Source organism: Flavisolibacter ginsenosidimutans (assembly GCF_007970805.1).
Lineage (GTDB): Bacteria > Bacteroidota > Bacteroidia > Chitinophagales > Chitinophagaceae > Flavisolibacter > Flavisolibacter ginsenosidimutans.
Genome location: NZ_CP042433.1, coordinates 1,017,220 through 1,042,803, shown reverse-complemented (window position 1 = coordinate 1,042,803; position 25,584 = coordinate 1,017,220). Strand labels below are relative to the sequence as shown.

The window sequence follows — 25,584 nt, the reverse complement described above, 5'->3', positions numbered from 1 at the left end:
TATGCTCAGTAAAAAGGTGATCAAAGATATTCAAAGTTTGGGCCTGAAAAAGTACCGCGAAGAAACGGGCTTGTTCCTGGCAGAAGGCCCAAAGATTGTGGAAGAACTCTCACGCATTGTTCCGGCACAAATTGAGGCTGTTTATGCCACTGCATCGTGGAATGGTTTTGCAGGTGAACTAAAAAACATGAACGAAGTTTCGGAAGCAGAACTGGGAAAGCTTTCGCAGTTAAAAACGCCAAACCAGGTTCTTGCCGTTCTGAGACAATTTCCAGCCGGCGTTCCCGACACATCTTCTTTCACACTCTATTTAGATGCCGTTCAGGACCCGGGAAACTTCGGAACCATCGTTCGTATTGCCGATTGGTTTGGCGTAAAACAAATTGTTTGCAGCAAGGGCTGCGCCGATTTGTACAATCCAAAAGTGGTGCAGGCAACCATGGCCAGCGTTGCGCGGGTGACTGTTTTTTACGACGAAGAAGAAAGCTGGCTGCGGCAGCAATCGCAAACCATTTATGCCGCGGCCTTGAACGGCAAAATACTTTCGTCTTTTTCAAACATTGAAAAAGGTATTTTGATCATCGGCAATGAATCAAAAGGCATTCGTGAAGAATTTTTGCAACTGTCGAATGAACGCATCACCATTCCGCGCAGGGGAGAAGCGGAATCGTTGAACGCAGCGGTAGCAACGGGAATAATTCTTTCTCATTTGCTTGGGTAAATGGAATAGTCCAGGAGCCAAAAGCCAAAATTATCTTGAGCATCTTTCAAATACCCTGTTCGGGTTTTACCTGAAATGTATTGCCTTAATCGGCTGAATTTTTCGCACGAGCAGGGAAGGAATAAAGAGAATTAAAACGGAAATAATGATGGTGCCTGCACAAACAATCGCCACCTGCCACCAAAGAATTTGCACAGTGGCCGTGTCCATAAAATAGGCTTCTTCTTTTAGGCGTACAAAGCCTGTTTTCATTTGCAAAAACAAAAGTGCCAGGGCAAACAAGGTCCCGATGACAACACCTGTAAACGTAATGATGCCGGATTGATAAAGAAATATTTTTTGAACCGTCCAATTGCTGGCGCCGAGCGCTTTTAAAATGCCGATCATGCGCACTCGTTCCAGCACCAAAATAATCAAGCAGGTGATTAAATTAATGGCGGCCACCACTACCATAATGATGATCAAAATAAACTGGTTGGTATCCTGCACACCAAGCCAGTCAAATATGTTTGGATAAAGCTCCCGTGCTGTTTTTGTTTCCCAAACCGTAGCGCCGCTTTCCGCTCCCGGCTGAAAATTCTGTCCGTGCGGAAAGTGTGGATCGTTGTAAATAGTGCGGCTTACTGCGTCCATCTGCTTGTAATCTTTCAGAAAAATTTCATAACCGCCAATTTCGTCTTCTGCCCAATTGTTCAGGCGCCGGATGAGCTTTAAATCACCAATGGCAAAAGTCTTGTCATATTCTTCAATGCCTGTTTTATAAATGCCGACAATGGTTAGTTTGTCGGGGCGCAGTGTGCCGTCGGCGCGAACAAAATAAATCAGCACACGGTCGCTTAGTTTTAAATGAAGCTGCGAAGCCGTGTACGTTGAAATGACAATTTCCCGCGAATACGTGCTGTCGTTAAACTGCGGCCAGCGTCCGCCGGGCTGTAAAAATTGTTGAAGGTTTTTAAAGCCGTATGAACTGTCAAATCCTTTCAACAACACGCCTTCCATTTCTTCCGTGGTTTTTAAAATCGCATATTTTGTTGCAAAGGGATAAACGGATTGTATCTGCGGATTTTGTTTGATGGAACGAATAAGTTCCGGGGCCTGGTGAATTGGTTCTTCTTCGGCAATGGAAGCCTTGCCGGGTTGTAGGCTGGCAATGCGTACGTGTCCCCAAAAGGAAAACACTTTTTCGCTCACTGTTTTTTGAAAGCCATTGACCACCGAAAGCGTGATGATCATTACCGCCACGCTAATGACCGTTGCCAAAATGGAAAGCCGGATGATGAACCGCGAGAACGATTTTTGCCGGTTAAAGGCAATGCGCTGGGCAATGAAAGAAGAAACGTTCACAATAAAGAATTAGCAACAACGAACAGAAAACCAAAACGCGGTTTTGTTCGTCCTTATTTCGTCAAAAATAAAACCGGCCCGATAAAAAATTTATTTTTAATCATGCGCTACACTTTCTCGCTCCTTGTTTGCTTTGTAACTTCTTTGTTTGCCAATGCACAAACGGTGGTTTATAATCCTGCTATTAAATCGGTAAAACTTTTTAAAGCCGGTGATCAAACTTCGTTTCCAGCGATTGTTTTAAACAGCGGCGACCTGCTGCAACTGGAGTTTGACGAATTGGGCACAAGCGTCAAAAATTATTACTGCGGTTTTGTATTGTGCAACGCCGACTGGAGCCCAAGCGGACTGACAAGCTTTGATTACACCCGCGGGTTTCAAAGTATTCGCATTTCAACTTACCGCAATTCTTCGCTGGCAACCATGAAGTACGTGCATTACTCTGCAACCGTACCCGATAGAAACAGTGCGCCTTCGCGTTCGGGCAATTATCTCTTAAAAGTTTTTCTGAACAACGACACGACGCAATTGGCTTTTGTTAAACGCTTTGTTGTAGTGAACACGATGACGCAGATTGCGGCGCAAGTGCAACAACCGTTTAACGCAACGCTTTACCGCACGGGCCAAAAATTGCAACTCGGCATCCAGGCCGACAGGCAAATTAACGTCTTGAGTCCTTCGGATATAAAAGTGGCCGTGCTGCAAAACGAAAACTGGCAAACGGCTTTGTTCCTTGATAAGCCTACGATTTACCGCGGAAATTATTTTGAGTACAGTGACGAAAGCATCACGTGCTTTGTTGGCCTTAAAGAATTTCGTTGGCTGGACTTACGAAGCCTGCGCTTGAGAAGTGACCGCATGGAGAGATTGGACAACATGGGCGATACGGTACGTGTGATTGTAAAGCCCGAGACCAGCCGCAACGAACAAACCTATGTTTATTTCCGCGACCTGAACGGCGGCTTTACCATTGAGTCTTACGAAAACATCAACCCTTACTGGCAAGGCGATTATGCCTACACGCACTTCAAATATTTTCCACCGGGCAACAAGCCGCTGGCCGGAAACGATGTTTATATTTTTGGCGAAATGACGAATTACGGCGCCGACACAACGGGCCTGATGCATTTTAACGAAGAAAGCGGCGCTTACGAAAAAACATTGCTGCTCAAACAAGGCTATTACAATTATCTCTACGGCACACGGCCCTTTCGCGGCGGCCCGCTCGACTTCTCACAAACGGAAGGAAATTTTTGGGCAACGGAAAACAACTATACAGTCTTTGTTTATTATCGTCCCTTTGGCAGCCGCGCAGACGAGTGCGTTGGTTATACGAGTTTCAATTCTGTCTTTCAGCGGCAGGGACTGTAGGAGTTTTTAGTTTTAAATTTTTTTGTCTTTAGTTGGCGTTACAGCTCCAAAATTTTTTTACCTCAAAACAACAAAAAACGAAAGACTAAAAACCAAAGACTCCCTATATTTGCGCCGGCAGGTCTTACACGGCCAGCTCCTGCTGAACTCCCCCAGGATCGGAAGATAGCAAGGGTAGGCGGTTGTAGCGGTGCGATGTAAGTAGCCTGCCTTTTTTATTCTCTCCCCTGTCCCCCTAAAGGGGAGACTTAGGCCGGAGAGTTTTTTATTTTTGCAGTAGTTCTTTTATCGAAACAATAATTTTCTAATCTTAAAGTAATTCATTCAACGCTCTGCTTAACTGGCAACAAAAGAAGCAGAAGGTTGAATGAACTTAAGTCTCCCCTTTAGGGGGACAGGGAGAATTTATTATGAAATTTTTCATTGACACAGCCAATCTTGCACAAATCAAAGAAGCAAATGAACTCGGTATTTTAGACGGCGTTACCACCAATCCGTCGCTGATGGCCAAAGAAGGCATTAAGGGCCAGGAAGCCATCAACCAGCATTACAAAACCATCTGCGAAATGGTGGACGGCGACATTTCGGCCGAGGTACTTTCAACCGACTTTGCCACCATCATTGAAGAAGGGAAAAAGCTCGCCGCCATTCATTCCAATATCGTGGTAAAAGTGCCGATGATTAAAGACGGCGTCAAAGCCATCAAATGGTTTACCGACAACGGCATCCGCACAAACTGTACGCTGGTTTTTTCCGCCGGACAAGCCATCCTTGCCGCAAAAGCCGGCGCAGCTTACGTTTCGCCTTTCATTGGCCGCATTGACGACACGGGTTGGGACGGCATGGAGCTCATTGCGCAAATTGCCAACATCTTTTCCCTGCAAGGCTTCAAAACAGAAATTCTTGCGGCATCAATCCGTAATTCCAATCACATTGTACGGGCTGCAGAATTGGGCGCTGACGTGTGTACTTGCCCTCTTGACTCTATCCTTGGTTTGTTGAAACATCCGCTGACCGATATTGGCCTGGCGAAATTCCTGGAAGACGCGAAGAAGATGTAAAATTTTTGCGCCGGCTTTTTCGGGAAGGATCACCGTATTCATCCAAAATTTCACGGTTTGTTTTAAGGGCTTCCTCGAAGCCCCTTTTTCTTATGTAGATAGTCGTCTCTTTCCAAATTGCCGGGTTGCTTTTTAAAACAGCTTTCACCAAAACCGTTTCTTTTTTATAGGCACTGTCAATAAAAAGATCATTGTTTTCAAAACGAAGGTTTGGGTCGAAAACGATCAAATCTAATTCCTTCGATGAAAGCGGCAACCATTTGCCATCGGCCGTTTTGCCGTCAATGTTGATGTAATTGTAAAATCCTTTTTTTAGACTGTCAGTATAAAGATGGAAACAAATGCTGTCAACTTTCTGCGACCGTGCGCATTGCCATGCCGTAAAAAAAACGAAAAGGAACACTATTTTTCTCACCGCTCTCATACTTGCAAATTTCCTTCGCTTAATGCACTTGCATTTTGAAAGCTTTGTTGTTTAACAGAAATTTCTTTAATACGCAATAAAATCCGTGCGGGTGATATAACTTACTGTTCATTCCGCTTTCATCTTTTTAACGAAAACTTTTTCTATGCAAAAAATTTCTTTTCTGCTTGGGGTTGCTTTACTCCTTGCGGCCTGCCAAAAAACAGCCAGGCCAGACGTTGAAAACAAGGCAACCGAAACACAGAACCGAAAATGTGCTTCTGAGGAAGTCTTGCAAGCGCAATTGGCTGCAGACCCTTCTTTGCGCCAACGCATGAAAGACATCGAAGACTTTACGCAAAATCTAATTGCCCGCGGCAAATTGACGAGAACCGAAGCAGTTTCCGGCACTGTGCCTGTGGTGGTGCACGTGTTGTACAATACGCCGCAGCAAAATATTTCCGATGCGCAAATCAAATCGCAGGTTGACGTTTTGAACGAAGACTTCAATCTTCAGAACAAGGACATTTCCGGAGTGCCTTCCGTTTTTGTTCCACGCGAAGGGACCATCGGCTTTCGCTTTCAGTTGGCGCAAACAATTCGCAAGCAAACCTCCGTCACTACCTGGTTGCCTAACGACGACATGAAATACAGCTCGAAAGGCGGCGACGACGTAGTGGACCCAGACCATAAATTAAACCTTTGGGTGTGCAACCTTGGCGACGGTTTGTTGGGCTACGCTCAATTTCCGGGCGGCAAGCCTGCTACCGACGGAGTGGTAATCGGCTATTTCTGTTTTGGCCGCACGGGCGGAAAATTAGAACCACGCTTTGACAAAGGAAGAACGGCTACCCACGAAATCGGGCACTGGATGAACCTTCGCCACATTTGGGGCGATAAAACCTGTGGCAACGATTTGGTGGACGATACGCCGCAAGCCACAACCTACAACTTTGGCTGCCCTTCGTTTCCAAAATACAATAGCTGTAACAGCGGCGAAATTGAAATGACCATGAATTACATGGACTACACCGATGATGCCTGCATGTACATGTTTACAAAAGGACAATCAAACCGGATGAACGCTGTTTTTTTCAACGGTGGTCCGCGGTCAGCTTTTTTCCAATAAAATCGGGATCAATCTTTCAGCAAAAACCCTCCGCAGAACGGAGGGTTTTTGCTGTTCCTTATTGTCCTATTTACTCTTAAAGTCTCCTCGCTTCCAGGCCTTGATAAATTCGCTCCAGGCTGCCGGGTTAAAAATGTTCATCGGCGGAATTTGTCCCTGGTAAACCGCACGATTGGCAATGTTGCGAAACTGCATGGCCGTAGCACCGCCGCCGTCGGAAGGCGTGCTTTGCAAAAGTATTCTGCGCTTAGCGGCATCGTTGTTCTGGCGGGCAATTTCAATGTCGTCGTCGGGTACTTTGGTATTGGCAAAATCGCGGGCAAACTGCTCAGGTGAAGGTCTGGGTTTGATGATGGTCGCCGGCAGATAAAACGTATCTTCTACCATTAATTGAACAATATTATACTGATTGCCGGGAATGTTACGCGGAACAGTAATGCTCTTGGGCTTGTAGCTTACGTGAGTGAACTCCACCACGTCGCCTTTTAAAGCCACGATGGAAAACACACCCTGGTTGTTGGTAACCGTTCCGCGGGTTGTTCCTTTGATGGATACGCTCACGGCCGGAATACCCACCAAGCTGTCTGCCGTCATTACAATACCGTACAACTGCACAACCGAGTCTTTCACCGTTTCAAACTGGGCATGCGATTGTTTGCTCAGAAAAAAAGAAAAGACAAACAGCAGGGGTAGCAATTTTTTCATCCCTTCAAAAATAGAACCTGTGACTTTTATCACATAAAACGAGAGCCGCACTTGGGTTAACTTTGCGCTTTCATTAACAAACAAAAGAATGATCCAGGAAGATGTACTAAAAGCCCTGAGCACCGTTCAGGAACCCGATTTGGGGAAAGACCTCGTAACGCTGAACATGGTAAGGGATGTTGAAATAAACGGCGACAATATTTCCTTCACCGTTGTGCTGACAACACCCGCTTGTCCGCTGAAGGAAACGATAAAAAGGGATTGCGTGAACGCCATTAAATCACGGGTAAATAACCACGCAAATGTCACCGTAAACTTTACGGCAAGCACCACTACCATTCGCGCAGATAAAAGCAACGTATTGCCCGGTGTAAAAAATATTATCGCCGTGGTTAGCGGCAAAGGCGGTGTGGGCAAAAGCACCGTATCGGCCAATCTTGCGTTGGCACTTTCGCAGGGCGGTGCAAGCGTAGGTTTGTTGGACGCCGACATTTATGGGCCAAGCGTTCCCATTATGTTTGGCGTTCGCGGCGAGCGGCCCATGATGACCGATGTGAACGGAAAAGCCATGATTATTCCCTTGGAACGGTACAACATAAAACTCTTAAGCATCGGTTTGTTGGTGGACGAAAAAAGCGCAGTGGTTTGGCGTGGACCGATGGTAAGCAGCGCCGTTCGTCAATTCATAACCGATGTAAAATGGGGTGAGTTGGATTACCTTGTCATTGACATGCCTCCCGGCACTGGCGACATTCACTTAACGCTCTTGCAAACCGCGCCGGTAACAGGTGTTGTCGTTGTTACCACGCCGCAAGACGTTGCCCTTGCTGATGCCAAAAAAGGCATTGCCATGTTTGGTCAGGCGCAAATGAACGTGCCCATTATCGGTCTTGTTGAAAACATGAGTTACTTCACACCGGCCGAATTGCCCAACAATAAATATTACATTTTTGGAAAAGAAGGCGGCAAGCGTTTGGCCGATGAATACGACCTGCCGTTCCTTGGACAAATTCCATTGGTGCAAAGCATCCGCGAAGGCGGCGATATCGGTGTGCCGATCATGATGAGTGACGATGAAGTTTCAAAAACAGCGTTTGAAGAATTTGCCGGTACGGTGGCCCGCAGCGTTTCCATGCGCAACGCAAACATGAAAAGCGAAGAAGTGGCTGAAACTGTGGAAGAACGATAATTTACAGCGCTATGTACAATCTTCCCCATTACAAAGAAAAAGACGAAAACGTTGTTTTCGAGTTCATTCAGAAGCACCCGTTTGCTTTTACAACCGGATGTGATGAGAACAACAAACCCGTAGCAACGCAAATTCCTGTCTTCATTGAAAAAAAAGATGACAAGCTTCTTCTCACGGGCCACATGATGAAGAACACGGATCACCACAAAGCTTTTGAAAAAAATCCGGCAGCACTTTGTGTGTTCACAGGTCCACACACTTATGTAAGCGCAACATGGTATAGCAACCCGCACCAGGCGTCCACGTGGAATTACATGTCGGTGCACGCAAAAGGAACGCTTCGTTTTTTAGGCGAAGAAGGATTGATTGACGTATTGCGAAAAACAAGTCTTCATTTCGAAAACGGAAACACGGCTTCGTCAACTTCCTTTGACAATCTTTCGGAAGATTATACATCCAGATTAATGAAAGCCATTGTTGCGTTCGAAATAGAAGTGGAAGAACTGGATACGGTTTTTAAATTGAGCCAGAACCGCGACGCAGAAAGTTACCGTAACATTGTTCAAAACTTAGAAAGAGGAGATGAAGACGCGGCTGCCGTTGCCAGCGAAATGAAACAACGCGAAGCAACGCTCTTTTCCTCGCCGAATTTTATTGCAGAAACGGAATAATTTTCAGACCGATTAAACGCACAAAAGAATGAATTTGTCGCTTGAAGGAAAGAACGCCATCATTTGCGGAAGTAGCCAGGGAATTGGTTATGCCATTGCGCAAGAATTGGCCTTGATGGGCGCCAACTGCATTTTGCTGGCGCGGGCAGAAGAGAACCTGAAACTTGCCGTGGGCGAACTCGATATTTCAATTCGTCAGTTGCATTCATACCGTGCGATTGATTTCAACAACCACGATGAATTAAGAAAACTGCTCTCCGAAATCACGGCTGAAAAACCGGTTCACATTCTAATCAACAACTCCGGCGGCCCGGCTGCGGGACCAATTGTGGCCGCAACCGAAGAACAGTTTTTGCAAGCCTTCAACCAGCATTTGCTCACCAATCATTTACTGACAATCGCTTTACTGGAAGGCATGAAGACAGAAGGTTACGGCCGCATTGTCAATGTCATTTCTACCTCGGTAAAAATTCCGCTAAAGAACCTTGGTGTGTCCAATACCATCAGAGGTGCGGTGGCATCGTGGGCCAAAACAATGTCGAATGAATTAGCGCAATTCGGCATTACGGTGAACAACGTTTTGCCGGGTTATACACGAACGCAACGCCTGGATTCGCTCGTTGAAAATATAGCGGGCAAGAAAGGCGTTCCGGCCCAAGAAGTTGAAAGGGAAATGCTGGAAGAAATTCCGGCTAAACGTTTTGGCGACGCCGCTGAAATAGCTGCTCTTGCTGCGTTCTTGGCTACACCGGCCGCGGCTTACATCAACGGCACCAGCATTCCAGTAGACGGCGGAAGAACGGGTTCTATTTAATTTCCTCTGATGAATTTCCAAAACACACCCGCGTTTGCAAAACAGTTGGATGCAGAAGATCCGTTGCGAAGTTTTCGCAATGAATTTCTCATTCCTCAACACAAAGGCAACGATGCAATTTATTTTTTGGGAAACTCGCTTGGCTTGCAACCAAGGCGAACAAAAACTGCCATTAACAATGTGCTAAAGCAATGGAGTACGTGGGGCGTTGAAGCTTTTTTCAAAGGCCACAAACCCTGGTTGCAGTTTCATCAGCAATTAACTTCGGCACTTTCAAAAATTGTTGGCGCTTTGCCACACGAGGTTGTGGTGATGAACCAGCTCACGGTAAATCTTCACCTGATGCTGGCGAGCTTTTATCAGCCATCCGGCAAGCGCAATAAAATTCTTTGCGAAGCAAAAGCATTTCCAAGTGACCAATACATGCTTTACTCGCATGTGAAACAACGGGGCTTGAAACCGGATGAAGTGATTGTAGAAGTGCAACCACGAGAAGGAGAGGTGCTCGTTTGCGAAGAAGACATTCTTGCCGCAATTGAAAAATACAAAGATGAACTGACCCTGGTGTTTTGGGGCGGCGTGAATTATTACACGGGCCAGGTCTTTGACATGAAAACGCTTTCAAAAGCAGCGCAAAGCGTTGGTGCGAAAGTTGGTTTTGATTTGGCACATGCAGCAGGAAATGTACCGTTGCAATTGCACGATTGGAACGTTGATTTTGCCTGCTGGTGCAGTTATAAATATTTGAACTCGGGACCGGGTGGCATTGGCGGCGCTTTCGTTCATGAACGGCATCATCGAAATGAAAACCTGAATCGTTTTGCAGGTTGGTGGGGCAACAAAAAAGAAACGCAGTTTCTGATGGAAAAAGAATTTGTGCCCGAAGCCTCTGCCGAAGGTTGGCAAGTAAGCACGCCTTCGCCGATTTTGTATGCCTCGCACAAAGCGGCACTGAATGTTTTTGAAGAAGCGGGGTTTGCAAACTTGCTCCTAAAGAACGAACGATTAAACGAATACCTGCGTTTTGTCTTAAGCGAGGTATCAACCGGCTTGCCGAACGATTCGTTCAAAATTTTTACACCCGGAACGAAAGAAGAAAGGGGTTGTCAAATCTCTTTGTCCGTAAAGAACGGAAAAAAAGTTTTTGAATATTTATCCAACAACGGTGTGTTTGCCGACTGGCGCGAACCCGACGTGATTCGCATTGCACCGGTGGGACTTTACAATTCGTTTGAAGAAGTCTGGCAATTCGGGCAATGCTTAAAGGCCGCGGTGCTTACATTTGCCGCATGACAAGGCAGGAACTCGTTGCGCAAATTTTTTCGAAAGATTCTTATCTCTGCGTTGGCCTTGATACTGATAAAACAAAACTTCCAACGCATCTTCAAAACAATCCCGACGGTGTGTTTCTCTTCAATAAAGCCATCATTGACGCCACCAAAAATTTTTGCGTTGGCTACAAAATAAACACCGCTTTTTATGAAGCCGAAGGGCTGAAAGGCTGGGAGACGATGCAGCGCACCGTTGACTACATCCCGTCCACGCATTTTAAAATTGCCGACGCCAAGCGCGGCGACATCGGCAATACTTCCGCGCAATACGCCAAAGCTTTTTTTGAAACAATGAACTTTGACGCCGTTACCGTTGCGCCGTATATGGGCGAAGACAGCGTCCGGCCTTTTCTTGAATACAAAAACAAATGGACGATCCTTCTTGGTTTAACCTCGAATACCGGCGCAAAAGATTTTGAATTACAAAAACTGGTTGTGGAAAAAGAATCCCTTGTCGAAGGAATTCATACGGTTCACCGAAGCGAATCTTTTCTTTACGAAAAAGTCTTGCAAACTTCATCGGGCTGGGGAAGCGAAGAAAATTTAATGTTCGTCATCGGCGCTACGCAGGCTGAAGAATTTACCAATGTTCGCAGGCTTATACCAAGGCATTTTTACCTCGTTCCCGGGGTGGGCGCACAAGGCGGAAGCCTAAAAGATATTTCTGAAAAAGCATTGATTGAAGATTGCGGCTTGCTTGTGAACGCAAGCCGTGCCGTCATTTATGCCTCCTCCGGCGAAGATTTTGCGGAAGCAGCGGCGAATGCGGCCAAGGCTTATGCCGACGAAATGAAGGCGTACTTGCAACACTGAAAACTTAAAGCGCCATTTCCTCGCTCCTGAGTTTTTATTCTTCCAAAAATTTTAACCCAATGCTTGCAATAAACAGCAGCGCCAGAAGTTATTGTTGCGTTGAAAACTATCGCCATGACGCTTGTTTCTGTTTTACTGGGCTTCACCCTTACACTTGCCAAACCTTCTGAAGGCACGCACCCGCTTCCCGAACATCGCTTTGCGGGTGTCAATAAAACGCTCCTGCTCCAATTAGTGAATGACGTTCGCAAAAAAGGTTGCAAATGCGGCGATACCTGGTATCCTTCGGCACCGCCGGTTGCATGGAACGAGTTGCTGGAAAAAGCCGCGTTGAACCACAGCACGGACATGAATCGCAATGGTTTCTTTAGCCATACTTCTCCAACAAACGGCAAGGCCGGACCAAGGCTTGAGGCTATTGGCTACAATTGGAGAACCTACGGCGAAAACATTGCGATGGGTTACGAAAGCGAGAAGGAAGTCGTGGCCGGATGGCTGACAAGTCCGGGGCATTGCAAGAACATCATGAACCCTTCTTATAAGGAAATGGGCGTAGCCAAAGTGGGCAATTTGTGGACACAGGATTTTGGTACAAGGTGAATTGAAGGTTGTATTCAGACTTTAAGCACACCGCGAAATCCCCGCGCCGCATAATAGGATTCTGCGCCGTTGTGATACGTAAAGACCGTGTTGTAGCGACGGTCACAAAAGATAGCGCCGCCGAGTTTTCGAATCGCTTCCGGTGTTTTTATCCAGCTTGATGTTTTGGTATCAAAGGCGCCAAACGTTTGTAATTCGCGGTATTGTTCTTCCGTTAAAAGTTCAACACCCATTGCGGTTGCCACGTCCACCGCGTTATCTTTTGGCTTGTTTTCTTTCCTTGCGTCCAATGCTTCACGGTCATAGCAAAGACTTCTTCGGTCTTTCGGACTTTCTGCTGAACAATCATAAAAAATGTATTCGCCGGTTTTTTTATCGTAGCCAACAACGTCGGGTTCGCCGCCGGTGTTTTCCATTTCGTTGAGCGACCAAAGCTTTTGAGGATTGGCTTCCAACTTTGCTTGCACCTGCGCCCATTGGAAGCCTTTATGACGTTGGTCGTTTTTTTCAAAACGGTTTTTCAAAATGCTAAGTAATTCTTCGCGTTGTTTCGGTGACAGGTCTTTTCTATTGCTGCTCATCTTGCTTATATTTTTGTTGTCTCCATTGAAAAATATGTTAAGCGGATTGCCCTCATTTATTTAAAGTCATTTGTCAAAACCGTAAGCCTAACGGCTGCGTCATCAACTGCGTTCACAAATATATCGGGTTAACGAAAAGAAATTCCAACGTTTCTCGCCAAAGGATTGAGGCAAATGGTTCTCGAAGGGACTTGCTCAAAAACCAAAATTCAGAAATCTTAAATCAGCTATTCTTGTCCTAACGCTGAAACACAAAACACCCTATCTTACAAACCAAAATTTTGCTACCTGAGAGAAGGCCTTTTCATAAAAAAGAACAAAGCCCGCTGGGAAAAAATCGGAGCGGGTTTATCCACCGACGCCGATGAAATTGCAAAGGATTTTGTGCAATTGGTGGATGACCTGAGCTACGCAAAAACTTATTATCCCACCAGCCGCGTTACCAAATACATCAACGGCCTTGCATCCAAAATTTATCTCGGCATTTACCAAAACCGCAAAGAAGAAAGCAACCGCCTGCTGCGCTTTTGGAAGTACGACGTACCGCTAACGGTTTACAAACACGGCCGCATCATCCTGTTTTCATTTTTTGTTTTTTTTCTTTTTTATACCGTTGGTTTTTTTACGGCCAAGCACGACCCCACTTTCGTTCGGGACGTATTTGGAAACGATTACGTGGACAAGACGGAACACAACATTGCAAGCGGCAATCCTTTTGGCATTTACCAGCAGGGCGATTCTTTTTTTATGTGGATCGCCATTATGATTAACAACATCATTGTATCGTTTAAATATTTTGGCGAAGGTTTGTTGCTCGGCATTTTTTCGTTGAAAGCACTGGCGCAGGAATCCATGCGGGTTGGTGTGTTCAATTATATGTTTTTTGACAAAGGCATGGGAGCGAAATTTGTGCTGGCAGTAATGATTCACGGCTTGCTGGAATTAACGGCGATTGTCATGTCTTGCGGAGCCGGCGCCGTTATGGGAACCTCTTATCTTTTTCCAGGCACACGCAGCCGGCTTGATGCGTTTAAAGAAGGCGTGAAGGACGGTGTGAAGATTGTGATAGGCCTCGTTCCCGTGCTGATGCTGGCCGCTTTTTACGAAGGCTTTGTTACCCGTTATTATACCATGCCTTTGCTTCCCAATCTGCTCATTCTTGCTTCTTCGGCCGCCTTCATTATTTTTTATTTTGTCGTTTATCCAATTCTGTTAAAACGGAAAGAAAGGAGCGTTCATGCGTAAAACCTTCCTTCTCATACCGCTTTTGTTCTTCGTGATGGTGACTGTTTTTGCGCAGGAAAACGAGGCGCAGTTTGATACGGTGACAACCGTAGTAACAAGCAAATCAAACGAGGCTCCAACGTTTTCTATTATCAAACAAAAAGACCTTGTGGACGTGCGCAAACTTCCGCAGGACAAAGTGGATGAACTGAAGCGCAGCGATGATTATTGGTACGCCAACATGGAACCAAAGAAAAAAGAAGAGCCAAAGCAAGAAGTTCAAACCGGAACAAAAAGCATCTTTGAGTACGCATGGTTTCGAAACCTTCTTTGGATTGTTATTCTTTGCAGTTTTATCGCCGTAGTGATCTGGTATCTTGCTTCAAGTAACATCGGTTTGTTTCGAAAAAGTTCAAAAAAGATTAACGACGAAACCGAAGAAGATACACTTGACGAAGACATCTTCAACATTCAGTACGGGAAAGAAATTGAGAAAGCCGTCAGTGCAAAAAATTACCGTCTTGCCGTGCGGCTTTGGTATTTACAAACCTTACTGGAGTTGACCAGCCGAAACTTTATTGTTTACAGCAATGACCGAACAAACAGCGACTACGTAAACAAGTTGTTCGGCGGCCCTTATTACCACGATTTTTTTCGCCTTACCCGCAATTTTGAATATGCCTGGTACGGAGGATTCACGCTTTCCGAAGAAGCCTACAATTTGCTGCAAGCCGATTTCCTGAAATTTAAAAACGCACTGACGCGATGAAAAAAGCTTTTCCTTACGTCGTCGGTGCGGCGGTGATTTTCTTGCTCTTTGTTTTGATGAGGGCTGGTTCCGGCTCTTCGTTCCGGCAGTTCGACAACCGCGTTACGTTGCGGCAAAGCGATAAAATTCCGTACGGCACCCGCGTTGCCCGCGGCTTGCTTCCGTCGCTTTTTGCGGCTGCAAACGTTCGAAACGAAAATGCCGCGCCGGGAAGATGGGACAGCGTGTACGCAACTTCCTACAAGCAAGCCGTAGTTTTTGTAGCTGATTACTTTGATGCCGACAAAGATGAACTGGAAGCGATTGCCAATTTTGTCGAACGTGGCAACTATATTTTCATCATCAGCCGTGCGGCTTCGGATGATGCTGCTTCTTTTTTCAATGTCTCGTTCAACAGCGAAAATGCGGCAAACTTTTATGCCGGCGTTAGAGACAGTTTGCGCCTGAAGCTTGACGGGCCTGGCTTTGACAGCAACAGGTTGTTTGTTTATCCGGGAATGCGTTACGATGGTGTTTTGCATCCGCTTGATTCCACACGCACCGTTGTTTTGGGTCGAAATGAAAAAGGCTTTGCTGATTTTGTGCAACTAAACAAAGGCAGTGGGAGCATCTTTCTTCACAGCGCACCGCTGGCTTTCAGCAATTATTTTATCCTGCACAAGAACAATGCGGCCTATTATGCGCAAGTGCTATCAGTGTTGCCAAGAGATTTGCAAACAATTGTGTGGGACGAATATTATTTGCAAAAAGGCAGCAGCAACAAACAACCCAATTGGCTTAGTGCTTTGTTTAGTTATCCATCGTTTAAATGGGGGTTGTTAATTGGTGCGGCTACCTTGACGCTGTTTGTTCTTCTTGGCATGAGGCGCCGCCAGCGCATGATTCCGCCGCATCAAAAGCCGAAGAACGATTCGCTTGATTTTGTAAAAACACTAGGCCGGCTGTATTACGACCGTCGCGATCATAAAAACTTAGCGGCAAAGATGACCGCGTATTTTTTAGAACACATTCGCTCACGATACAAACTGCCCACGCATACGCTTGACGAAGATTTTATGCAAGCCTTGCATTTTAAAAGCGGTTACCCGCTGGTAGAAACGAGGCAACTTGTGGGGCTTATTCAATACATTGGTTCCGTCAATTTTGTTCCCGAAAATGAACTGGCAGGTTTCCACCGCCAACTGGAAGCTTTCTATCAAAATACACAACATGGAAGAACAGCAAATATTTGAAACACGTACCGATCTCTCGCAATTAAATGACGCCGTGCAAAGCGTACGGCAGCAGATAAAGAAGATCATCGTAGGGCAGGACGAAATGGTAAAACTCATTATCACCGCCTTGCTTGCTGATGGTCATGTGCTGATTGAAGGCGTGCCCGGCGTAGCCAAAACATTAACCGCAAAACTCGTGGCACGTTCGCTGGCTGTTGGCTTTAGCCGCATCCAATTCACACCCGATTTGATGCCCTCTGATGTTTTGGGAACTCCTGTGTTCAATCCAAAAGAAGGCAGCTTTGAGTTTAAACGCGGTCCGCTTTTCAGCAACATTGTTTTGATAGACGAGATCAATCGGGCACCGGCCAAAACGCAGTCTGCGCTGTTTGAGGTGATGGAAGAAAAACAAATTACGGTGGACGGAAAAACTTATCCAATGCAACCGCCGTTTATGGTATTGGCCACGCAAAACCCGATAGAGCAGGAGGGAACTTACCGCCTGCCCGAAGCGCAACTTGACCGTTTTCTTTTCAAGGTGATTGTGCCTTATCCCACCGAAGCAGAAGAGTTGGAAATACTGAATCAATTTCACCAAATGGCAAACCAGGATGCGTTGAGCGCCATACAATCGGTGCTGCACGGTGACACGATTGTGCGCATTCGAAAAGTGGTAAAAGAAATTGTGATTGACGAAAAGCTCTTGGCCTTCATTGCAAAGCTCACGCATCAAACCCGCAACAACGGTTCTATTTATTTGGGCGCTTCGCCGCGGGCTTCGCTGGCCATCATGAACGCATCAAAGGCAATGGCCGCCATTAACGGCCGCGATTTTGTTACACCGGATGATATTCTGGAAGTGGTGCCGCCGGTGCTTCGTCACCGCATCATTCTTTCGCCCGACAAGGAAATGGAAGGCGTTACCGAAGACAACGTCATCAAACAAATCATTCACTCCCTCGACATACCGCGCTGATGTTTCGACGGCTCATTAATTTTTGGGACAACACGTCGTTTTACCTCGACAAAAAAATTTACTACGCTGGCTATGCAGCAGCGGCTTTGTTTGTGCTTTCCTATTTTTTTCCGTCGCTGCAAACGGTTGCACTTTTTTTGTTGCTGGCCGCAGCAGTATTAATTTTAACCGATGCATTTTTACTGTATCGCAAAAGAGGTTTGGAAGCCGAGCGCATCATCAGTAACCGTTTGAGTAACGGCGATGAAAACAAAGTCCTTCTTCGCATTCAAAATAGTTACGATTACAAAGTCCGCTGCACGGTGATTGATGAATTGCCGTTGCAATTCCAGGAAAGACATTGGCAAAAAGAATTGTGGTTACAGCCGCAAACCGCCAATGATTTGGTGTACGAATTAAAGCCGCAGGAGCGTGGCGAATATCGCTTTGGACACATCAACGTTTATACAGACGGGCCGCTTAAAATGGTACGGCGGCGTTTTGTTTTGGGCGAAGAACAGACCGTAAAAGTTTATCCGTCTTACGTGCAAATGCGACGTTTTCAGTTGCAGGCCCTTGCCAACAAATCGTCGGAAGTGGGCGTGAAGCGAATGCGCAAACTGGGCCACAGCATGGAGTTTGAGCAGATCAAAGAATACGTTCGCGGCGACGATTACCGTACCATTAACTGGAAGGCGACGGCCCGCAAGGGCGATTGGATGACGAACAATTACACCGACGAACGCAGCCAGCAGATCTATTGTCTCGTGAACAAGGGCCGTGTGATGAAGATGCCGTTCAACGGCATGACGTTGTTGGATTATGCCATTAATGCCTCGCTGGTTCTTTCAAGCGTTGCGTTGCAAAAACAAGACAAGGCCGGCCTTATTGCTTTTGGGCAAAACATTGATGCCTTTGTGCCCGCGGATAAAAAGCCCACGCAGATCAGTAACATTTTGGAATCGCTGTACAAACAGGAAACGAATTTTTTAGAACCGGATTTGGAGAAACTTTTTTCGGCCGTTCGCAACCGCATTACGCAAAGAAGTTTGCTGGTGTTGTTTACCAACTTTGAATCGTTTGACAGTTTGGAAAGAGTGTTGCCGTCGCTCAAGCGCCTGGCGCATTATCATTTGTTGATGGTGGTATTTTTCGACAACACTGAACTCAAAGGGTTGATTGAATCAAAAGCAAAAACCGTCGAAGACATTTACATTAAAACCATTGCTGAAAAATACCGTTACGAAAAACAGTTGATTGTAAAAGAGCTGCAAAAGAACGGCATTGTGGCCGTGTTGTCTACACCTGAAAATCTTACGGTGAACGCGATGAACAAGTATCTTGAATTGAAAACGCGGCAGTCTATTTAAACCCTCTGTCTCCCTAAAGGGAGGACTTAGATTTCTCAGACTTTTGCTTTTCGGTTTCTCTAATAGCGGTACGTCTTCGTGTCTCCGTGGTTCAACAATGCTGAATAAAATTACCGAACGTACACGAGTGCGACGCAACAAAAGTTAAATCGAAGCAACGCAGCTTGGAACATAAAAAAAGACAGCCTTAAAGACTGTCCATAACAATAAAAGTTTCTTCAACCTAAGTCCTCCCTTTAGGGAGACAGAGGGTTTATTTTTTCTCAACGGCCGTTGTTGCAACGGGTTTGTTCAACTGCTGCGTCCACTCCATCGAAATGGAACTTTTTTCCATTTTAATGTAGCTCCCCGGATTGATCTCCAGCGAAATCGTTCCGTCGTCGTTCAGCTTGTTGATTTTGCCGTGAATGCCGGCAATGGTTACAACTTTGTCGCCGGGTTTTAAATCTTCGATGAAGGTTTTTTGCTGCTTGGCTTTTTTGGCTTGCGGCCGGATGAAGAAAAGCCAGAAAACCACCATGATCAAACCCATGAAGATGAGGCCAGAGCCACCGAATCCGCCGGGTTGTGCTTGCAATAAAAAGAGACTCATTTGTTCGTGTTTAAGATTTTGCTTTTACGTCGGCGGTAAAACCAAGTTGGGTCGTACCGCCGTTGTTATGATTGGAAAGATTGGCCAAAACGGAGATGTGCTTGTCGGCATGACCGGGATGACCGTCGCTGTTAAACTTTGCTTTGATGACGCCTTCGCCGCCCGGAGCAATTGGCTCGGTTGGCTTGTCGGCCACAGTGCAGCCGCAACCCGGTTGCACGTCTTCAATCACCAGCGGTTTGTTGCCGGTATTTTTAAAACGCCAGCTAATTTCTGCTACCTGGCCTTCGGTAAGGTTGCCTAAACTTTGTGTAGTGGAATCGAGCCATTGAATGCTTGTAAAGTTGGCCGAATCTTTAACGGCCGAAGTGGCCGCATGACCGTCGTTTGAACCCGCAACTTTTGTGTCGTTCACGTTGCAGGCAAAAAGCGAAGTGCCGATCAGAATGAAAAAAAGATGTTTCATGTTTTCTTTTTTAACGCTGCAAATGTAGCCGGAAATGTTTAGGCTTTTCGGAAGTCGCGTTTGTGCAATTTGTCTTCGCGTACTAATTCTTTGTGAATGTTGTCGAGGATGCCGTTCACAAACTGCCCGCTTTGCTGCGTGCTGTATTCTTTGCTGATGTCAATGTATTCGTTGATGGTAACCTTGGGCGGAATGGTTTCGAAGTAGAGAAATTCCGCCACGCCCATTTTCATGATGATCATGTCGAGAGCCGCAATGCGCTCCGGGTCCCAGTTTTTTAATTTGGGAATGATGAGCGATTGCAGGTGCTCATCTTTTTCCAAGACGGTAGTGAGAAGGCTTTTTGCAAAATCCCATTTATCGGGCGAAATTACTTCGGTAAAGCTAACAGAGCCTGGCTTCTGCAGCAGTCCGGCCATTACCTGCACCACCATGTCGCCGTCGTCGTCCCAGTTAATAAAATTCTCTTCGATGTGCGAAAGAAAAGTTTCGTTCTGCAGAAGTAAATCGCTAAAGATAAATTCAAGAAGCCCTTTTTCATTTTGAGGATTGCGCTCGGGAGTGGCAATGTATTCTTTGTACTGTGGCGTGTCCACAAGCTGCAAATAAACTTTGCGGACAAGGTCTTTGTCGGCACGCTGCTGCGGCTTTGCCCGTCCCGATTCCTGTTGAAAGGAAACGTCTTCGCGAATTTTCCACACCACTTCGTTGCCCGCAATCTTTGTGTTTACGTTCAGGTCTTCGGCTGTGGGCAAATGCTTAGAGCGGCGCTGATACGAGTCCGTTTCGGCGTAGGCCGCCACTTCGGTTAAAAAATAGGCGAGGTATAAAAGAAGCTCTTTGCTCTGGTCGAAATGGCGTTGCAGGATTTTTACAGGTTCGCCGGGTTTCACTGTCTGCTCAAGGGTGCTCAGGGTATAAATCGTCTGCATCACTTTCACCCTTATGTTCCGTCTGCTAATCATTGTTGGAGAACTTTTGAGCGGGCGAAGATAGGAAAGAAGCGGGAAGTGGGAGGAAGAGGTGCGAGAAAATGGTTTGAGAATTAGTAATGCTTGGGTTCACGTATTTCTGCAATAGCGGAAGTCCGTGTTCTGTCAGCTTAAATTTATTGAATAAGTTAAAAATGTTACAGTGGCTTAACACTTGTTCTTCAGTCGCTATTGCAGGAATACCATGTTAGCGGCTGTTTTGGATTTCTTTTGCAATCATTTCAAGGTATTGTCTTTTGAGAGCTTCTTCACATTGTGCCCAATCCTTTTCAGATTGGAGTGACTGTCTAAACACTTCCTGTCTTGTGACAAGTCCGCTTTTGCCTTGAACAAGTGAACTAATCACAAGCTCATTTCCAGTAACGTAAGAATTAATAAATGTACTGATTGAAACATTAAGTATGGGATTACTTATGGTGTGCTCGCCATCGTATCCTTCACTTGAGTAGCGCCTACTATTACCTAATACCTTTATAGCGCCGCTCCAGTCGCTTCCCAACTCCTTAACTACTTTATTGTTAACCTCTCTACACTTTATTCTTGCAGTCTGAATTAGGTTATTCACAGACTTTGCATCATGATATGTTTGGTTTTCTGTTGAAGCCCTTATATAGTTTAAATATGAGTCCGTTGAGGTTAAGTGATCTGGCTGGGAATTCTTTAGCAAATCCAATTGGTCAATCAAACTCCTAACGGTTTGCCATCTCTTATCAATTAGATGATTGAATCCGATATCAAATAGATTGTTTAAAATATTCTTTTGATGCGCCTGAAAAGTGTCAATCATTGCTTTGGCTTTAACTCTTTGGTGAGGTTTCTGTTCGTGTTCGTTTATTAGAATCGTAGGCAACTCATTAGTTAAAATATAATAAAACAGGCCAACTAAACATGTTACGTCTGTTCGCAAGTCTCTTTTACTCACTTCACCAACTTTTTGTTCTGGTAGAATTAGAAATCTGTTTCCTAAATGTTGACTGGTTGGAGTTAGATTATCATCATCACGGTCATTGAAGTTGAACGAAATTCCGAAGTCAATAACAACAGGATCATCAATAGTGTTGTTTCTAAGAATAATGTTGTCTGGTTTTATATCTCTGTGGATAACGCCTCGTTGGTGACAATAATCTATAACATCACAAATATGCTTTGTGAGATCTATTTTTTCGTTTAGGGTAGTTGCAGAAAAATTAGCTTGGGATAAAGTGCTCCCGTCAATAAATTCTGTTGCAAGGAATAATTTATAGTTTGTGTCCTGCCAAAATTCTGTATTGGTATCAAGAACCTTTGGAAGTTTAGGGTGCAAGAGAGTGCTTAATGCGACTGTTTCCCTTTGCATTCTTGCTCGTCGCTCTGTGTCGTTTTGTTTGTTCAGAATTTTGACAGCGGCTAAAGCGCTTTTATCTTGGATACTTATAGCCTTTATAGTGGTTCCTTGTCCACCACTGGCTAACTCAGATACTTTTTCCCAATGCTCCTTGTATTGTTTGATGTCGCTCATAAAATAGCAGCTATCAGTTGTATTGACGCAACTGCGGGCATAAATATATTCTGATTACCAATAAAAATTTGTGTCCTCGGATAACACCGACCTCCAACATCCAACCTCAAACTTCAAACCTTTTATCTTTGTCCGCATGGCTACCGATCTCTTTCAGTCACCGGATTATTTTCTTGTTGACGAACTCCTGACCGACGAACAAAAGCTCATTCGCGAAACGGTGCGGGCTTACGTGAAGAAAGAAATTTCGCCCATTATTGAAGACTATGCGCAGCGGGCCGAATTCCCGCAGCAAATTGTAAAGCAGCTGGGCGACCTCGGTTGTTTTGGTCCCACCATTCCATCTGAATACGGCGGTGGCGGTTTGGATTACATCAGTTACGGGCTGATGATGCAGGAACTCGAACGCGGCGACAGCGGCGTACGTTCAACGGCTTCGGTACAAGGCTCGCTGGTCATGTTTCCCATTTACCAATACGGCAGCGAAGAACAGCGCAAAAAATATTTACCCAAACTTGCCAGCGGCGAATGGCTTGGTTGCTTCGGATTAACAGAACCCGATCACGGCAGCAACCCAAGCGGAATGCTTACCAATTTTAGGGACGCCGGCGACCATGTGATTTTGAACGGCAGCAAAATGTGGATCAGCAACGCACCGTTTGCGCAAGTAGCCGTAGTGTGGGCAAAAGACGAAAGCGGCGAGATTAGAGGGTTGATTGTAGAACGCGGAATGGAAGGTTTCAGCACGCCAACCACGCACGGCAAATGGAGCCTTCGTGCATCGGCTACCGGCGAACTGGTTTTCGACAACGTGAAAGTGCCGAAAGAAAATATTTTCCCGAACGTAAAAGGCTTGAAAGGTCCGCTGGGTTGTTTAACCAAAGCCCGTTACGGAATTTCCTGGGGCGCATTGGGTGCGGCCATGGATTGTTACGACACGGCGCTTCGGTACAGCAAGGAAAGAGTGCAATTTGACAGGCCTATCGGTGCTTTTCAATTGCAGCAAAAAAAATTGGCCGAAATGATTACCGAAATCACCAAAGCGCAATTACTGGTGTGGCGTTTGGGCAGCTTGATGAACGAAGGAAGAGCCACGCCGCAACAGGTTTCGATGGCCAAGCGCAACTCTTGCGAAATTGCGGCCAACATTGCCCGCGACGCAAGGCAAATGCTCGGCGGCATGGGCATTACCGGCGAATACAGCGTGATGCGTCACATGATGAACCTCGAAAGCGTGATTACCTACGAAGGCACGCACGACGTGCATTTGCTGATAACGGGAATGGACGTGACGGGGTTTAATGCGTTCAAGTAAACCCTCTGTCTCCCTAAAGGGAGGACTTAGGTTGGAGAAACTTTACAACCTTCAATTTTTCTTTAGTACAGTTTCTTTTATGAGCCAGAGATTCGTCTATCCGTTGAGCTTTACTTGCGTCGCACTCTTGTACGCTTTGTACGCTATTCGTCAAAACAACATTCAAAAATGAGAACAGTAAAAAATAAAAAGGGAAACTTCGACCTAAGTTTCCCCTTTAGGGGGACAGGGGGTTTATGAAAGTCACTTACAAAACATACAACCTCGCTTTCCGTTATCCCTTTACCATCTCAAACGGAAGAACCAAAACGCATCAACCGACCTTGATCGTTCGCTTGGAGCATTTAGGCCGCGTAGGCTTTGGCGAAGCACCCGCGATTACTTACTACAACATTCCCGTTGAAAAAATGGTGGAAGACCTGGAACGAAAAAGAATCTTCGTTGAAAAATTTGCCTTTACCGAACCCGAACGTTGGTGGCATTATCTTCATCATCTTTTTCCCGCAAATCCTTTTTTGGTTTGTGCGCTGGACATTGCCGGTTGGGATTTGTACGGCCAGATAAAAGGCAAACCGCTGGGTGAATTTTGGAAGCCTTCGCAACCGAAGCAAACCATTACCGATTACACCATCGGCATTGATACCGTTGAAAAAATGGTGGCCAAGATGCAGGAAAAGCCCTGGCCGGTTTACAAAATAAAGCTCGGCACCGACAACGACATCGCCATCATTGAAGCCTTGCGCAAACATACCGACGCCGTTTTTCGCATTGACGCAAACGCAGGCTGGAAAGCCAGCGAAGCGCTGGAAAAAATTACCGCCTTTAAAGATTTGGGCGTTGAGTTTATTGAACAGCCTTTGGCAAAAGACGATTGGGAAGGCATGAAGTTTCTCTACGAAAAATCTCCCTTGCCATTGTATGCAGACGAAGCCTGCGTGGCGGAAAGCGATGTGGACAAATGCCACCTGCATTTTCACGGCATCAACATCAAGCTCACCAAGTGCAGCGGCCTTACGCCGGCTTTGCGAATGATAGAACGGGCAAGAGAACTAAAAATGGGCGTAATGGTTGGCAGCATGAACGAATCTACCGTTGGCTCTGCGGCCATCGCGCATTTGCAAAGCCTGATTGATTATTTAGACGCCGACGGTCCACTCTTGCTGCGGGAAGACGTTGCCACAGGTTTGCTTTACGAGAACAACGGAAACGTCGTCACGTCAACCAATCCCGGTTTGGGCATAACGTTTACCGATCTCTATCAAAAATAAATTTTCAGTCTTCGGCGTTTACACTGTTAAACGTTCATTTCATCATTTACCTGCGAGCTTGTAGAGATGACCTGTTGCATTTTTAAAGGCACCCCGGTCACATTGGAATGAATTTTAATGCGGCTACTTCGGCCTCATTTTTGTTAACCGTGCAAAAACCGTCGCAATGAAAAGCACCCTTTTCCTTTTTCTTCTTTTTGCGTCAACCTCTGCTTTTTCCCAATGCCACCTCGGCGTTTTTGCCGGTGGCTCAAACTACATTGGTGACTTAAACGACAAGCCCTTTAAGCGTACTAAACCCGCTGTGGGCCTTAGTTTGAACTACGACGTGTCGGACCGTTTTACCCTGCGCAGTGGCTTGACCATTGCAGGACTTGAAGGCGGCGACCAATACAGCGGCTCCACTTTTTTAAAACAAAACCGCAACCTCAGTTTCAAGTCTTCCATCACCGAACTAAGCCTGATTGGCGAGCTGACCGTATTTAATTTGAACAACATTAACTGGTCGCCTTATGTGTTTGGCGGGATCGCTTTTTTTCATTTCAATCCTTACGTGAAAGATTCCGGTCAGAAAATTTTTCTTCGGCCGTTGAGTACCGAAGGCCAGGGTCTATCAAGCTGGCCGGTGAATACGTATAGCCTGAACCAATTGGGTATTCCCTTTGGCGGCGGCGTAAAGTTTAATTTAAGCGAGGACATTCGTCTTGGTGTGGAAGTTGGTATGCGACGTTTGTTTACAGATTACTTAGACGACGTGAGCACTTCCTATCCCGATGCTGCTGAACTGCTGGCAGCAAAAGGACCAAAGGCCGTTGAACTTTCCTATCGCGGCAACCAGGTTCCCGGTGAAACGGCGGGTTATCCCGATGTTGGCTTTGCAAGCAAGGGAGCGGAGCGTGGCAACCCCAAAACAAAAGATTGGTATTATTTCACCGGCGTTCACCTTACGTTCCGCATCGGCGGCGGTTACGGTAAAACTTTTGCCAGCGGCCGCAAACGCAATTACGGTTGTCCTTCAGTGCCTTTGTAAATGAACGACGAAAGATGACGGATGACAGCAAGTTGACGGTTGTTCGAACGTCTTCGGTCAATTGCCAACGAACAACAATTAATACGTTTCTGCTTTCATCTCTCATCTGCCATTCGTCATCTTTCATCTTTACTCGCTCCCGGCTTACTTTTGCGGCC

The 25,584-nt window shown here is 45.9% G+C and carries 25 protein-coding genes and 1 other RNA gene; 19 read left to right on the top strand and 7 right to left on the bottom strand.

The window, feature by feature from the left end:
- The first annotated feature begins 1 nt into the window (after position 1).
- Complete coding sequence (locus FSB75_RS04350) at positions 2 to 721, top strand: TrmH family RNA methyltransferase (RefSeq protein ID WP_146783315.1); 720 nt, start codon at positions 2 to 4, stop codon at positions 719 to 721.
- Positions 722 to 787: 66 nt separating this feature from the next.
- Here FSB75_RS04350 and FSB75_RS04345 read toward each other — a convergent pair whose 3' ends face one another.
- Positions 788 to 2,065: an ABC transporter permease gene (locus tag FSB75_RS04345; protein ID WP_146783312.1), complete on the bottom strand. Its 1,278-nt coding sequence runs from the start codon at positions 2,063 to 2,065 to the stop codon at positions 788 to 790.
- Positions 2,066 to 2,167: 102 nt separating this feature from the next.
- Between FSB75_RS04345 and FSB75_RS04340 the strand changes: the two genes are divergently transcribed.
- The 4 genes from FSB75_RS04340 (at position 2,168) to FSB75_RS04325 (ending at position 6,029) form a co-directional block, all read left to right on the top strand.
- The gene (locus FSB75_RS04340) at positions 2,168 to 3,436 is read left to right on the top strand and encodes a type IX secretion system plug protein (protein ID WP_146783309.1); all 1,269 of its coding nucleotides are present in this window, start codon (positions 2,168 to 2,170) and stop codon (positions 3,434 to 3,436) included.
- 115 nt (positions 3,437 to 3,551) lie between these two features.
- Positions 3,552 to 3,651, top strand: an RNA gene (gene ffs / locus FSB75_RS04335) — signal recognition particle sRNA small type.
- A gap of 195 nt (positions 3,652 to 3,846) precedes the next feature.
- Positions 3,847 to 4,497, top strand: a complete 651-nt coding sequence (gene fsa / locus FSB75_RS04330; protein ID WP_146783306.1) for a fructose-6-phosphate aldolase — start codon at positions 3,847 to 3,849, stop codon at positions 4,495 to 4,497.
- A 569-nt stretch (positions 4,498 to 5,066) separates the two neighbouring features.
- Positions 5,067 to 6,029: a zinc metalloprotease gene (locus tag FSB75_RS04325; protein WP_146783303.1), complete on the top strand. Its 963-nt coding sequence runs from the start codon at positions 5,067 to 5,069 to the stop codon at positions 6,027 to 6,029.
- Positions 6,030 to 6,095: 66 nt separating this feature from the next.
- Here FSB75_RS04325 and FSB75_RS04320 read toward each other — a convergent pair whose 3' ends face one another.
- Positions 6,096 to 6,734 carry a carboxypeptidase-like regulatory domain-containing protein gene (locus tag FSB75_RS04320; protein ID WP_146783301.1) on the bottom strand — a complete coding sequence of 213 codons (639 nt, stop codon included), beginning with the start codon at positions 6,732 to 6,734 and terminating at the stop codon, positions 6,096 to 6,098.
- A gap of 88 nt (positions 6,735 to 6,822) precedes the next feature.
- Here FSB75_RS04320 and FSB75_RS04315 point away from each other — a divergent pair, with 88 nt between their 5' ends.
- From FSB75_RS04315 to FSB75_RS04290, 6 genes are all read left to right on the top strand, one after another.
- Positions 6,823 to 7,923: an Mrp/NBP35 family ATP-binding protein gene (locus tag FSB75_RS04315; protein WP_146783298.1), complete on the top strand. Its 1,101-nt coding sequence runs from the start codon at positions 6,823 to 6,825 to the stop codon at positions 7,921 to 7,923.
- Between the two features lie 11 nt (positions 7,924 to 7,934).
- On the top strand, positions 7,935 to 8,594 hold the full coding sequence (locus tag FSB75_RS04310) for an FMN-binding negative transcriptional regulator (protein WP_146783296.1): 660 nt from the start codon (positions 7,935 to 7,937) through the stop codon (positions 8,592 to 8,594).
- A gap of 28 nt (positions 8,595 to 8,622) precedes the next feature.
- Complete coding sequence (locus FSB75_RS04305; RefSeq protein ID WP_146783293.1) at positions 8,623 to 9,408, top strand: SDR family oxidoreductase; 786 nt, start codon at positions 8,623 to 8,625, stop codon at positions 9,406 to 9,408.
- Between the two features lie 9 nt (positions 9,409 to 9,417).
- Positions 9,418 to 10,701, top strand: a complete 1,284-nt coding sequence (gene kynU, locus FSB75_RS04300) for a kynureninase (RefSeq protein ID WP_146783290.1) — start codon at positions 9,418 to 9,420, stop codon at positions 10,699 to 10,701.
- On the top strand, positions 10,665 to 11,552 hold the full coding sequence (gene pyrF / locus FSB75_RS04295) for an orotidine-5'-phosphate decarboxylase (protein WP_227990763.1): 888 nt from the start codon (positions 10,665 to 10,667) through the stop codon (positions 11,550 to 11,552). The genes kynU and pyrF overlap by 37 nt, the downstream gene beginning before the upstream one ends.
- Positions 11,553 to 11,666: 114 nt before the next feature.
- Entirely contained in the window at positions 11,667 to 12,152 is a 486-nt protein-coding gene (locus tag FSB75_RS04290; RefSeq protein WP_146783287.1) for a CAP domain-containing protein, read from the top strand.
- Positions 12,153 to 12,166: 14 nt separating this feature from the next.
- Here FSB75_RS04290 and FSB75_RS04285 read toward each other — a convergent pair whose 3' ends face one another.
- Entirely contained in the window at positions 12,167 to 12,733 is a 567-nt protein-coding gene (locus FSB75_RS04285) for a DUF4256 domain-containing protein (RefSeq protein WP_227990762.1), read from the bottom strand.
- Between the two features lie 384 nt (positions 12,734 to 13,117).
- Here FSB75_RS04285 and FSB75_RS04280 point away from each other — a divergent pair, with 384 nt between their 5' ends.
- Genes FSB75_RS04280 through FSB75_RS04260 form a run of 5 tightly spaced genes read left to right on the top strand, consistent with a single transcriptional unit; the run spans position 13,118 to position 18,265 of the window.
- Positions 13,118 to 13,978, top strand: a complete 861-nt coding sequence (locus FSB75_RS04280; RefSeq protein ID WP_227990761.1) for a stage II sporulation protein M — start codon at positions 13,118 to 13,120, stop codon at positions 13,976 to 13,978.
- Positions 13,971 to 14,726 (top strand): hypothetical protein, encoded by a 756-nt coding sequence (locus FSB75_RS04275; RefSeq protein ID WP_146783278.1) that lies wholly within the window; start codon positions 13,971 to 13,973, stop codon positions 14,724 to 14,726. The genes FSB75_RS04280 and FSB75_RS04275 overlap by 8 nt, the downstream gene beginning before the upstream one ends.
- Entirely contained in the window at positions 14,723 to 15,958 is a 1,236-nt protein-coding gene (locus FSB75_RS04270; protein WP_146783275.1) for a DUF4350 domain-containing protein, read from the top strand. The genes FSB75_RS04275 and FSB75_RS04270 overlap by 4 nt, the downstream gene beginning before the upstream one ends.
- Complete coding sequence (locus FSB75_RS04265) at positions 15,936 to 16,916, top strand: AAA family ATPase (RefSeq protein ID WP_146783272.1); 981 nt, start codon at positions 15,936 to 15,938, stop codon at positions 16,914 to 16,916. The genes FSB75_RS04270 and FSB75_RS04265 overlap by 23 nt, the downstream gene beginning before the upstream one ends.
- Positions 16,916 to 18,265: a DUF58 domain-containing protein gene (locus FSB75_RS04260; protein WP_146783269.1), complete on the top strand. Its 1,350-nt coding sequence runs from the start codon at positions 16,916 to 16,918 to the stop codon at positions 18,263 to 18,265. The genes FSB75_RS04265 and FSB75_RS04260 overlap by 1 nt, the downstream gene beginning before the upstream one ends.
- 253 nt (positions 18,266 to 18,518) lie before the next feature.
- Here the strand turns inward: FSB75_RS04260 and yajC are convergent, their stop codons facing one another.
- The 4 genes from yajC to FSB75_RS04240 all read right to left on the bottom strand — a co-directional run bounded on the left by yajC (position 18,519) and on the right by FSB75_RS04240 (position 21,813).
- Positions 18,519 to 18,857 (bottom strand): preprotein translocase subunit YajC, encoded by a 339-nt coding sequence (yajC, locus tag FSB75_RS04255; protein ID WP_146783265.1) that lies wholly within the window; start codon positions 18,855 to 18,857, stop codon positions 18,519 to 18,521.
- 10 nt (positions 18,858 to 18,867) lie between these two features.
- Positions 18,868 to 19,323 carry a DUF1573 domain-containing protein gene (locus tag FSB75_RS04250; protein WP_146783263.1) on the bottom strand — a complete coding sequence of 152 codons (456 nt, stop codon included), beginning with the start codon at positions 19,321 to 19,323 and terminating at the stop codon, positions 18,868 to 18,870.
- 38 nt (positions 19,324 to 19,361) lie between these two features.
- Positions 19,362 to 20,288: a transcription antitermination factor NusB gene (gene nusB / locus FSB75_RS04245; RefSeq protein WP_146783260.1), complete on the bottom strand. Its 927-nt coding sequence runs from the start codon at positions 20,286 to 20,288 to the stop codon at positions 19,362 to 19,364.
- 214 nt (positions 20,289 to 20,502) lie between these two features.
- Positions 20,503 to 21,813: a protein kinase domain-containing protein gene (locus FSB75_RS04240; RefSeq protein ID WP_146783257.1), complete on the bottom strand. Its 1,311-nt coding sequence runs from the start codon at positions 21,811 to 21,813 to the stop codon at positions 20,503 to 20,505.
- 136 nt (positions 21,814 to 21,949) lie between these two features.
- Here FSB75_RS04240 and FSB75_RS04235 point away from each other — a divergent pair, with 136 nt between their 5' ends.
- From FSB75_RS04235 to porG, 3 genes are all read left to right on the top strand, one after another.
- Positions 21,950 to 23,128, top strand: coding sequence for an acyl-CoA dehydrogenase family protein (locus tag FSB75_RS04235; protein ID WP_146783254.1), 1,179 nt, complete (start codon positions 21,950 to 21,952; stop codon positions 23,126 to 23,128).
- A 236-nt stretch (positions 23,129 to 23,364) separates the two neighbouring features.
- A complete protein-coding gene (locus FSB75_RS04230) occupies positions 23,365 to 24,396 on the top strand; it encodes a dipeptide epimerase (RefSeq protein WP_146783251.1) in 1,032 nt (343 codons plus the stop codon).
- A 166-nt stretch (positions 24,397 to 24,562) separates the two neighbouring features.
- On the top strand, positions 24,563 to 25,426 hold the full coding sequence (porG, locus tag FSB75_RS04225; RefSeq protein WP_146783248.1) for a type IX secretion system protein PorG: 864 nt from the start codon (positions 24,563 to 24,565) through the stop codon (positions 25,424 to 25,426).
- Positions 25,427 to 25,584: the final 158 nt, after the last annotated feature.

Excerpts from the sequence above, each read along its gene's own strand:
- FSB75_RS04325 (WP_146783303.1), top strand. The coding sequence starts at position 5,067 with ATGCAAAAAATTTCTTTTCTGCTTGGGGTTGCTTTACTCCTTGCGGCC.
- FSB75_RS04305 (WP_146783293.1), top strand. The coding sequence starts at position 8,623 with ATGAATTTGTCGCTTGAAGGAAAGAACGCCATCATTTGCGGAAGTAGC.
- FSB75_RS04290 (WP_146783287.1), top strand. The coding sequence starts at position 11,667 with ATGACGCTTGTTTCTGTTTTACTGGGCTTCACCCTTACACTTGCCAAA.
- FSB75_RS04250 (WP_146783263.1), bottom strand. The coding sequence starts at position 19,323 with ATGAAACATCTTTTTTTCATTCTGATCGGCACTTCGCTTTTTGCCTGC.
- FSB75_RS04230 (WP_146783251.1), top strand. The coding sequence starts at position 23,365 with ATGAAAGTCACTTACAAAACATACAACCTCGCTTTCCGTTATCCCTTT.
- FSB75_RS04310 (WP_146783296.1), top strand. The coding sequence starts at position 7,935 with ATGTACAATCTTCCCCATTACAAAGAAAAAGACGAAAACGTTGTTTTC.
- FSB75_RS04315 (WP_146783298.1), top strand. The coding sequence starts at position 6,823 with ATGATCCAGGAAGATGTACTAAAAGCCCTGAGCACCGTTCAGGAACCC.
- FSB75_RS04340 (WP_146783309.1), top strand. The coding sequence starts at position 2,168 with ATGCGCTACACTTTCTCGCTCCTTGTTTGCTTTGTAACTTCTTTGTTT.
- FSB75_RS04270 (WP_146783275.1), top strand. The coding sequence starts at position 14,723 with ATGAAAAAAGCTTTTCCTTACGTCGTCGGTGCGGCGGTGATTTTCTTG.
- yajC (WP_146783265.1), bottom strand. The coding sequence starts at position 18,857 with ATGAGTCTCTTTTTATTGCAAGCACAACCCGGCGGATTCGGTGGCTCT.
- FSB75_RS04265 (WP_146783272.1), top strand. The coding sequence starts at position 15,936 with ATGGAAGAACAGCAAATATTTGAAACACGTACCGATCTCTCGCAATTA.
- FSB75_RS04350 (WP_146783315.1), top strand. The coding sequence starts at position 2 with ATGCTCAGTAAAAAGGTGATCAAAGATATTCAAAGTTTGGGCCTGAAA.
- FSB75_RS04275 (WP_146783278.1), top strand. The coding sequence starts at position 13,971 with ATGCGTAAAACCTTCCTTCTCATACCGCTTTTGTTCTTCGTGATGGTG.
- porG (WP_146783248.1), top strand. The coding sequence starts at position 24,563 with ATGAAAAGCACCCTTTTCCTTTTTCTTCTTTTTGCGTCAACCTCTGCT.
- FSB75_RS04260 (WP_146783269.1), top strand. The coding sequence starts at position 16,916 with ATGTTTCGACGGCTCATTAATTTTTGGGACAACACGTCGTTTTACCTC.
- kynU (WP_146783290.1), top strand. The coding sequence starts at position 9,418 with ATGAATTTCCAAAACACACCCGCGTTTGCAAAACAGTTGGATGCAGAA.
- fsa (WP_146783306.1), top strand. The coding sequence starts at position 3,847 with ATGAAATTTTTCATTGACACAGCCAATCTTGCACAAATCAAAGAAGCA.
- FSB75_RS04320 (WP_146783301.1), bottom strand. The coding sequence starts at position 6,734 with ATGAAAAAATTGCTACCCCTGCTGTTTGTCTTTTCTTTTTTTCTGAGC.
- pyrF (WP_227990763.1), top strand. The coding sequence starts at position 10,665 with ATGCTTAAAGGCCGCGGTGCTTACATTTGCCGCATGACAAGGCAGGAA.
- nusB (WP_146783260.1), bottom strand. The coding sequence starts at position 20,288 with ATGATTAGCAGACGGAACATAAGGGTGAAAGTGATGCAGACGATTTAT.
- FSB75_RS04240 (WP_146783257.1), bottom strand. The coding sequence starts at position 21,813 with ATGAGCGACATCAAACAATACAAGGAGCATTGGGAAAAAGTATCTGAG.
- FSB75_RS04235 (WP_146783254.1), top strand. The coding sequence starts at position 21,950 with ATGGCTACCGATCTCTTTCAGTCACCGGATTATTTTCTTGTTGACGAA.
- FSB75_RS04285 (WP_227990762.1), bottom strand. The coding sequence starts at position 12,733 with ATGAGCAGCAATAGAAAAGACCTGTCACCGAAACAACGCGAAGAATTA.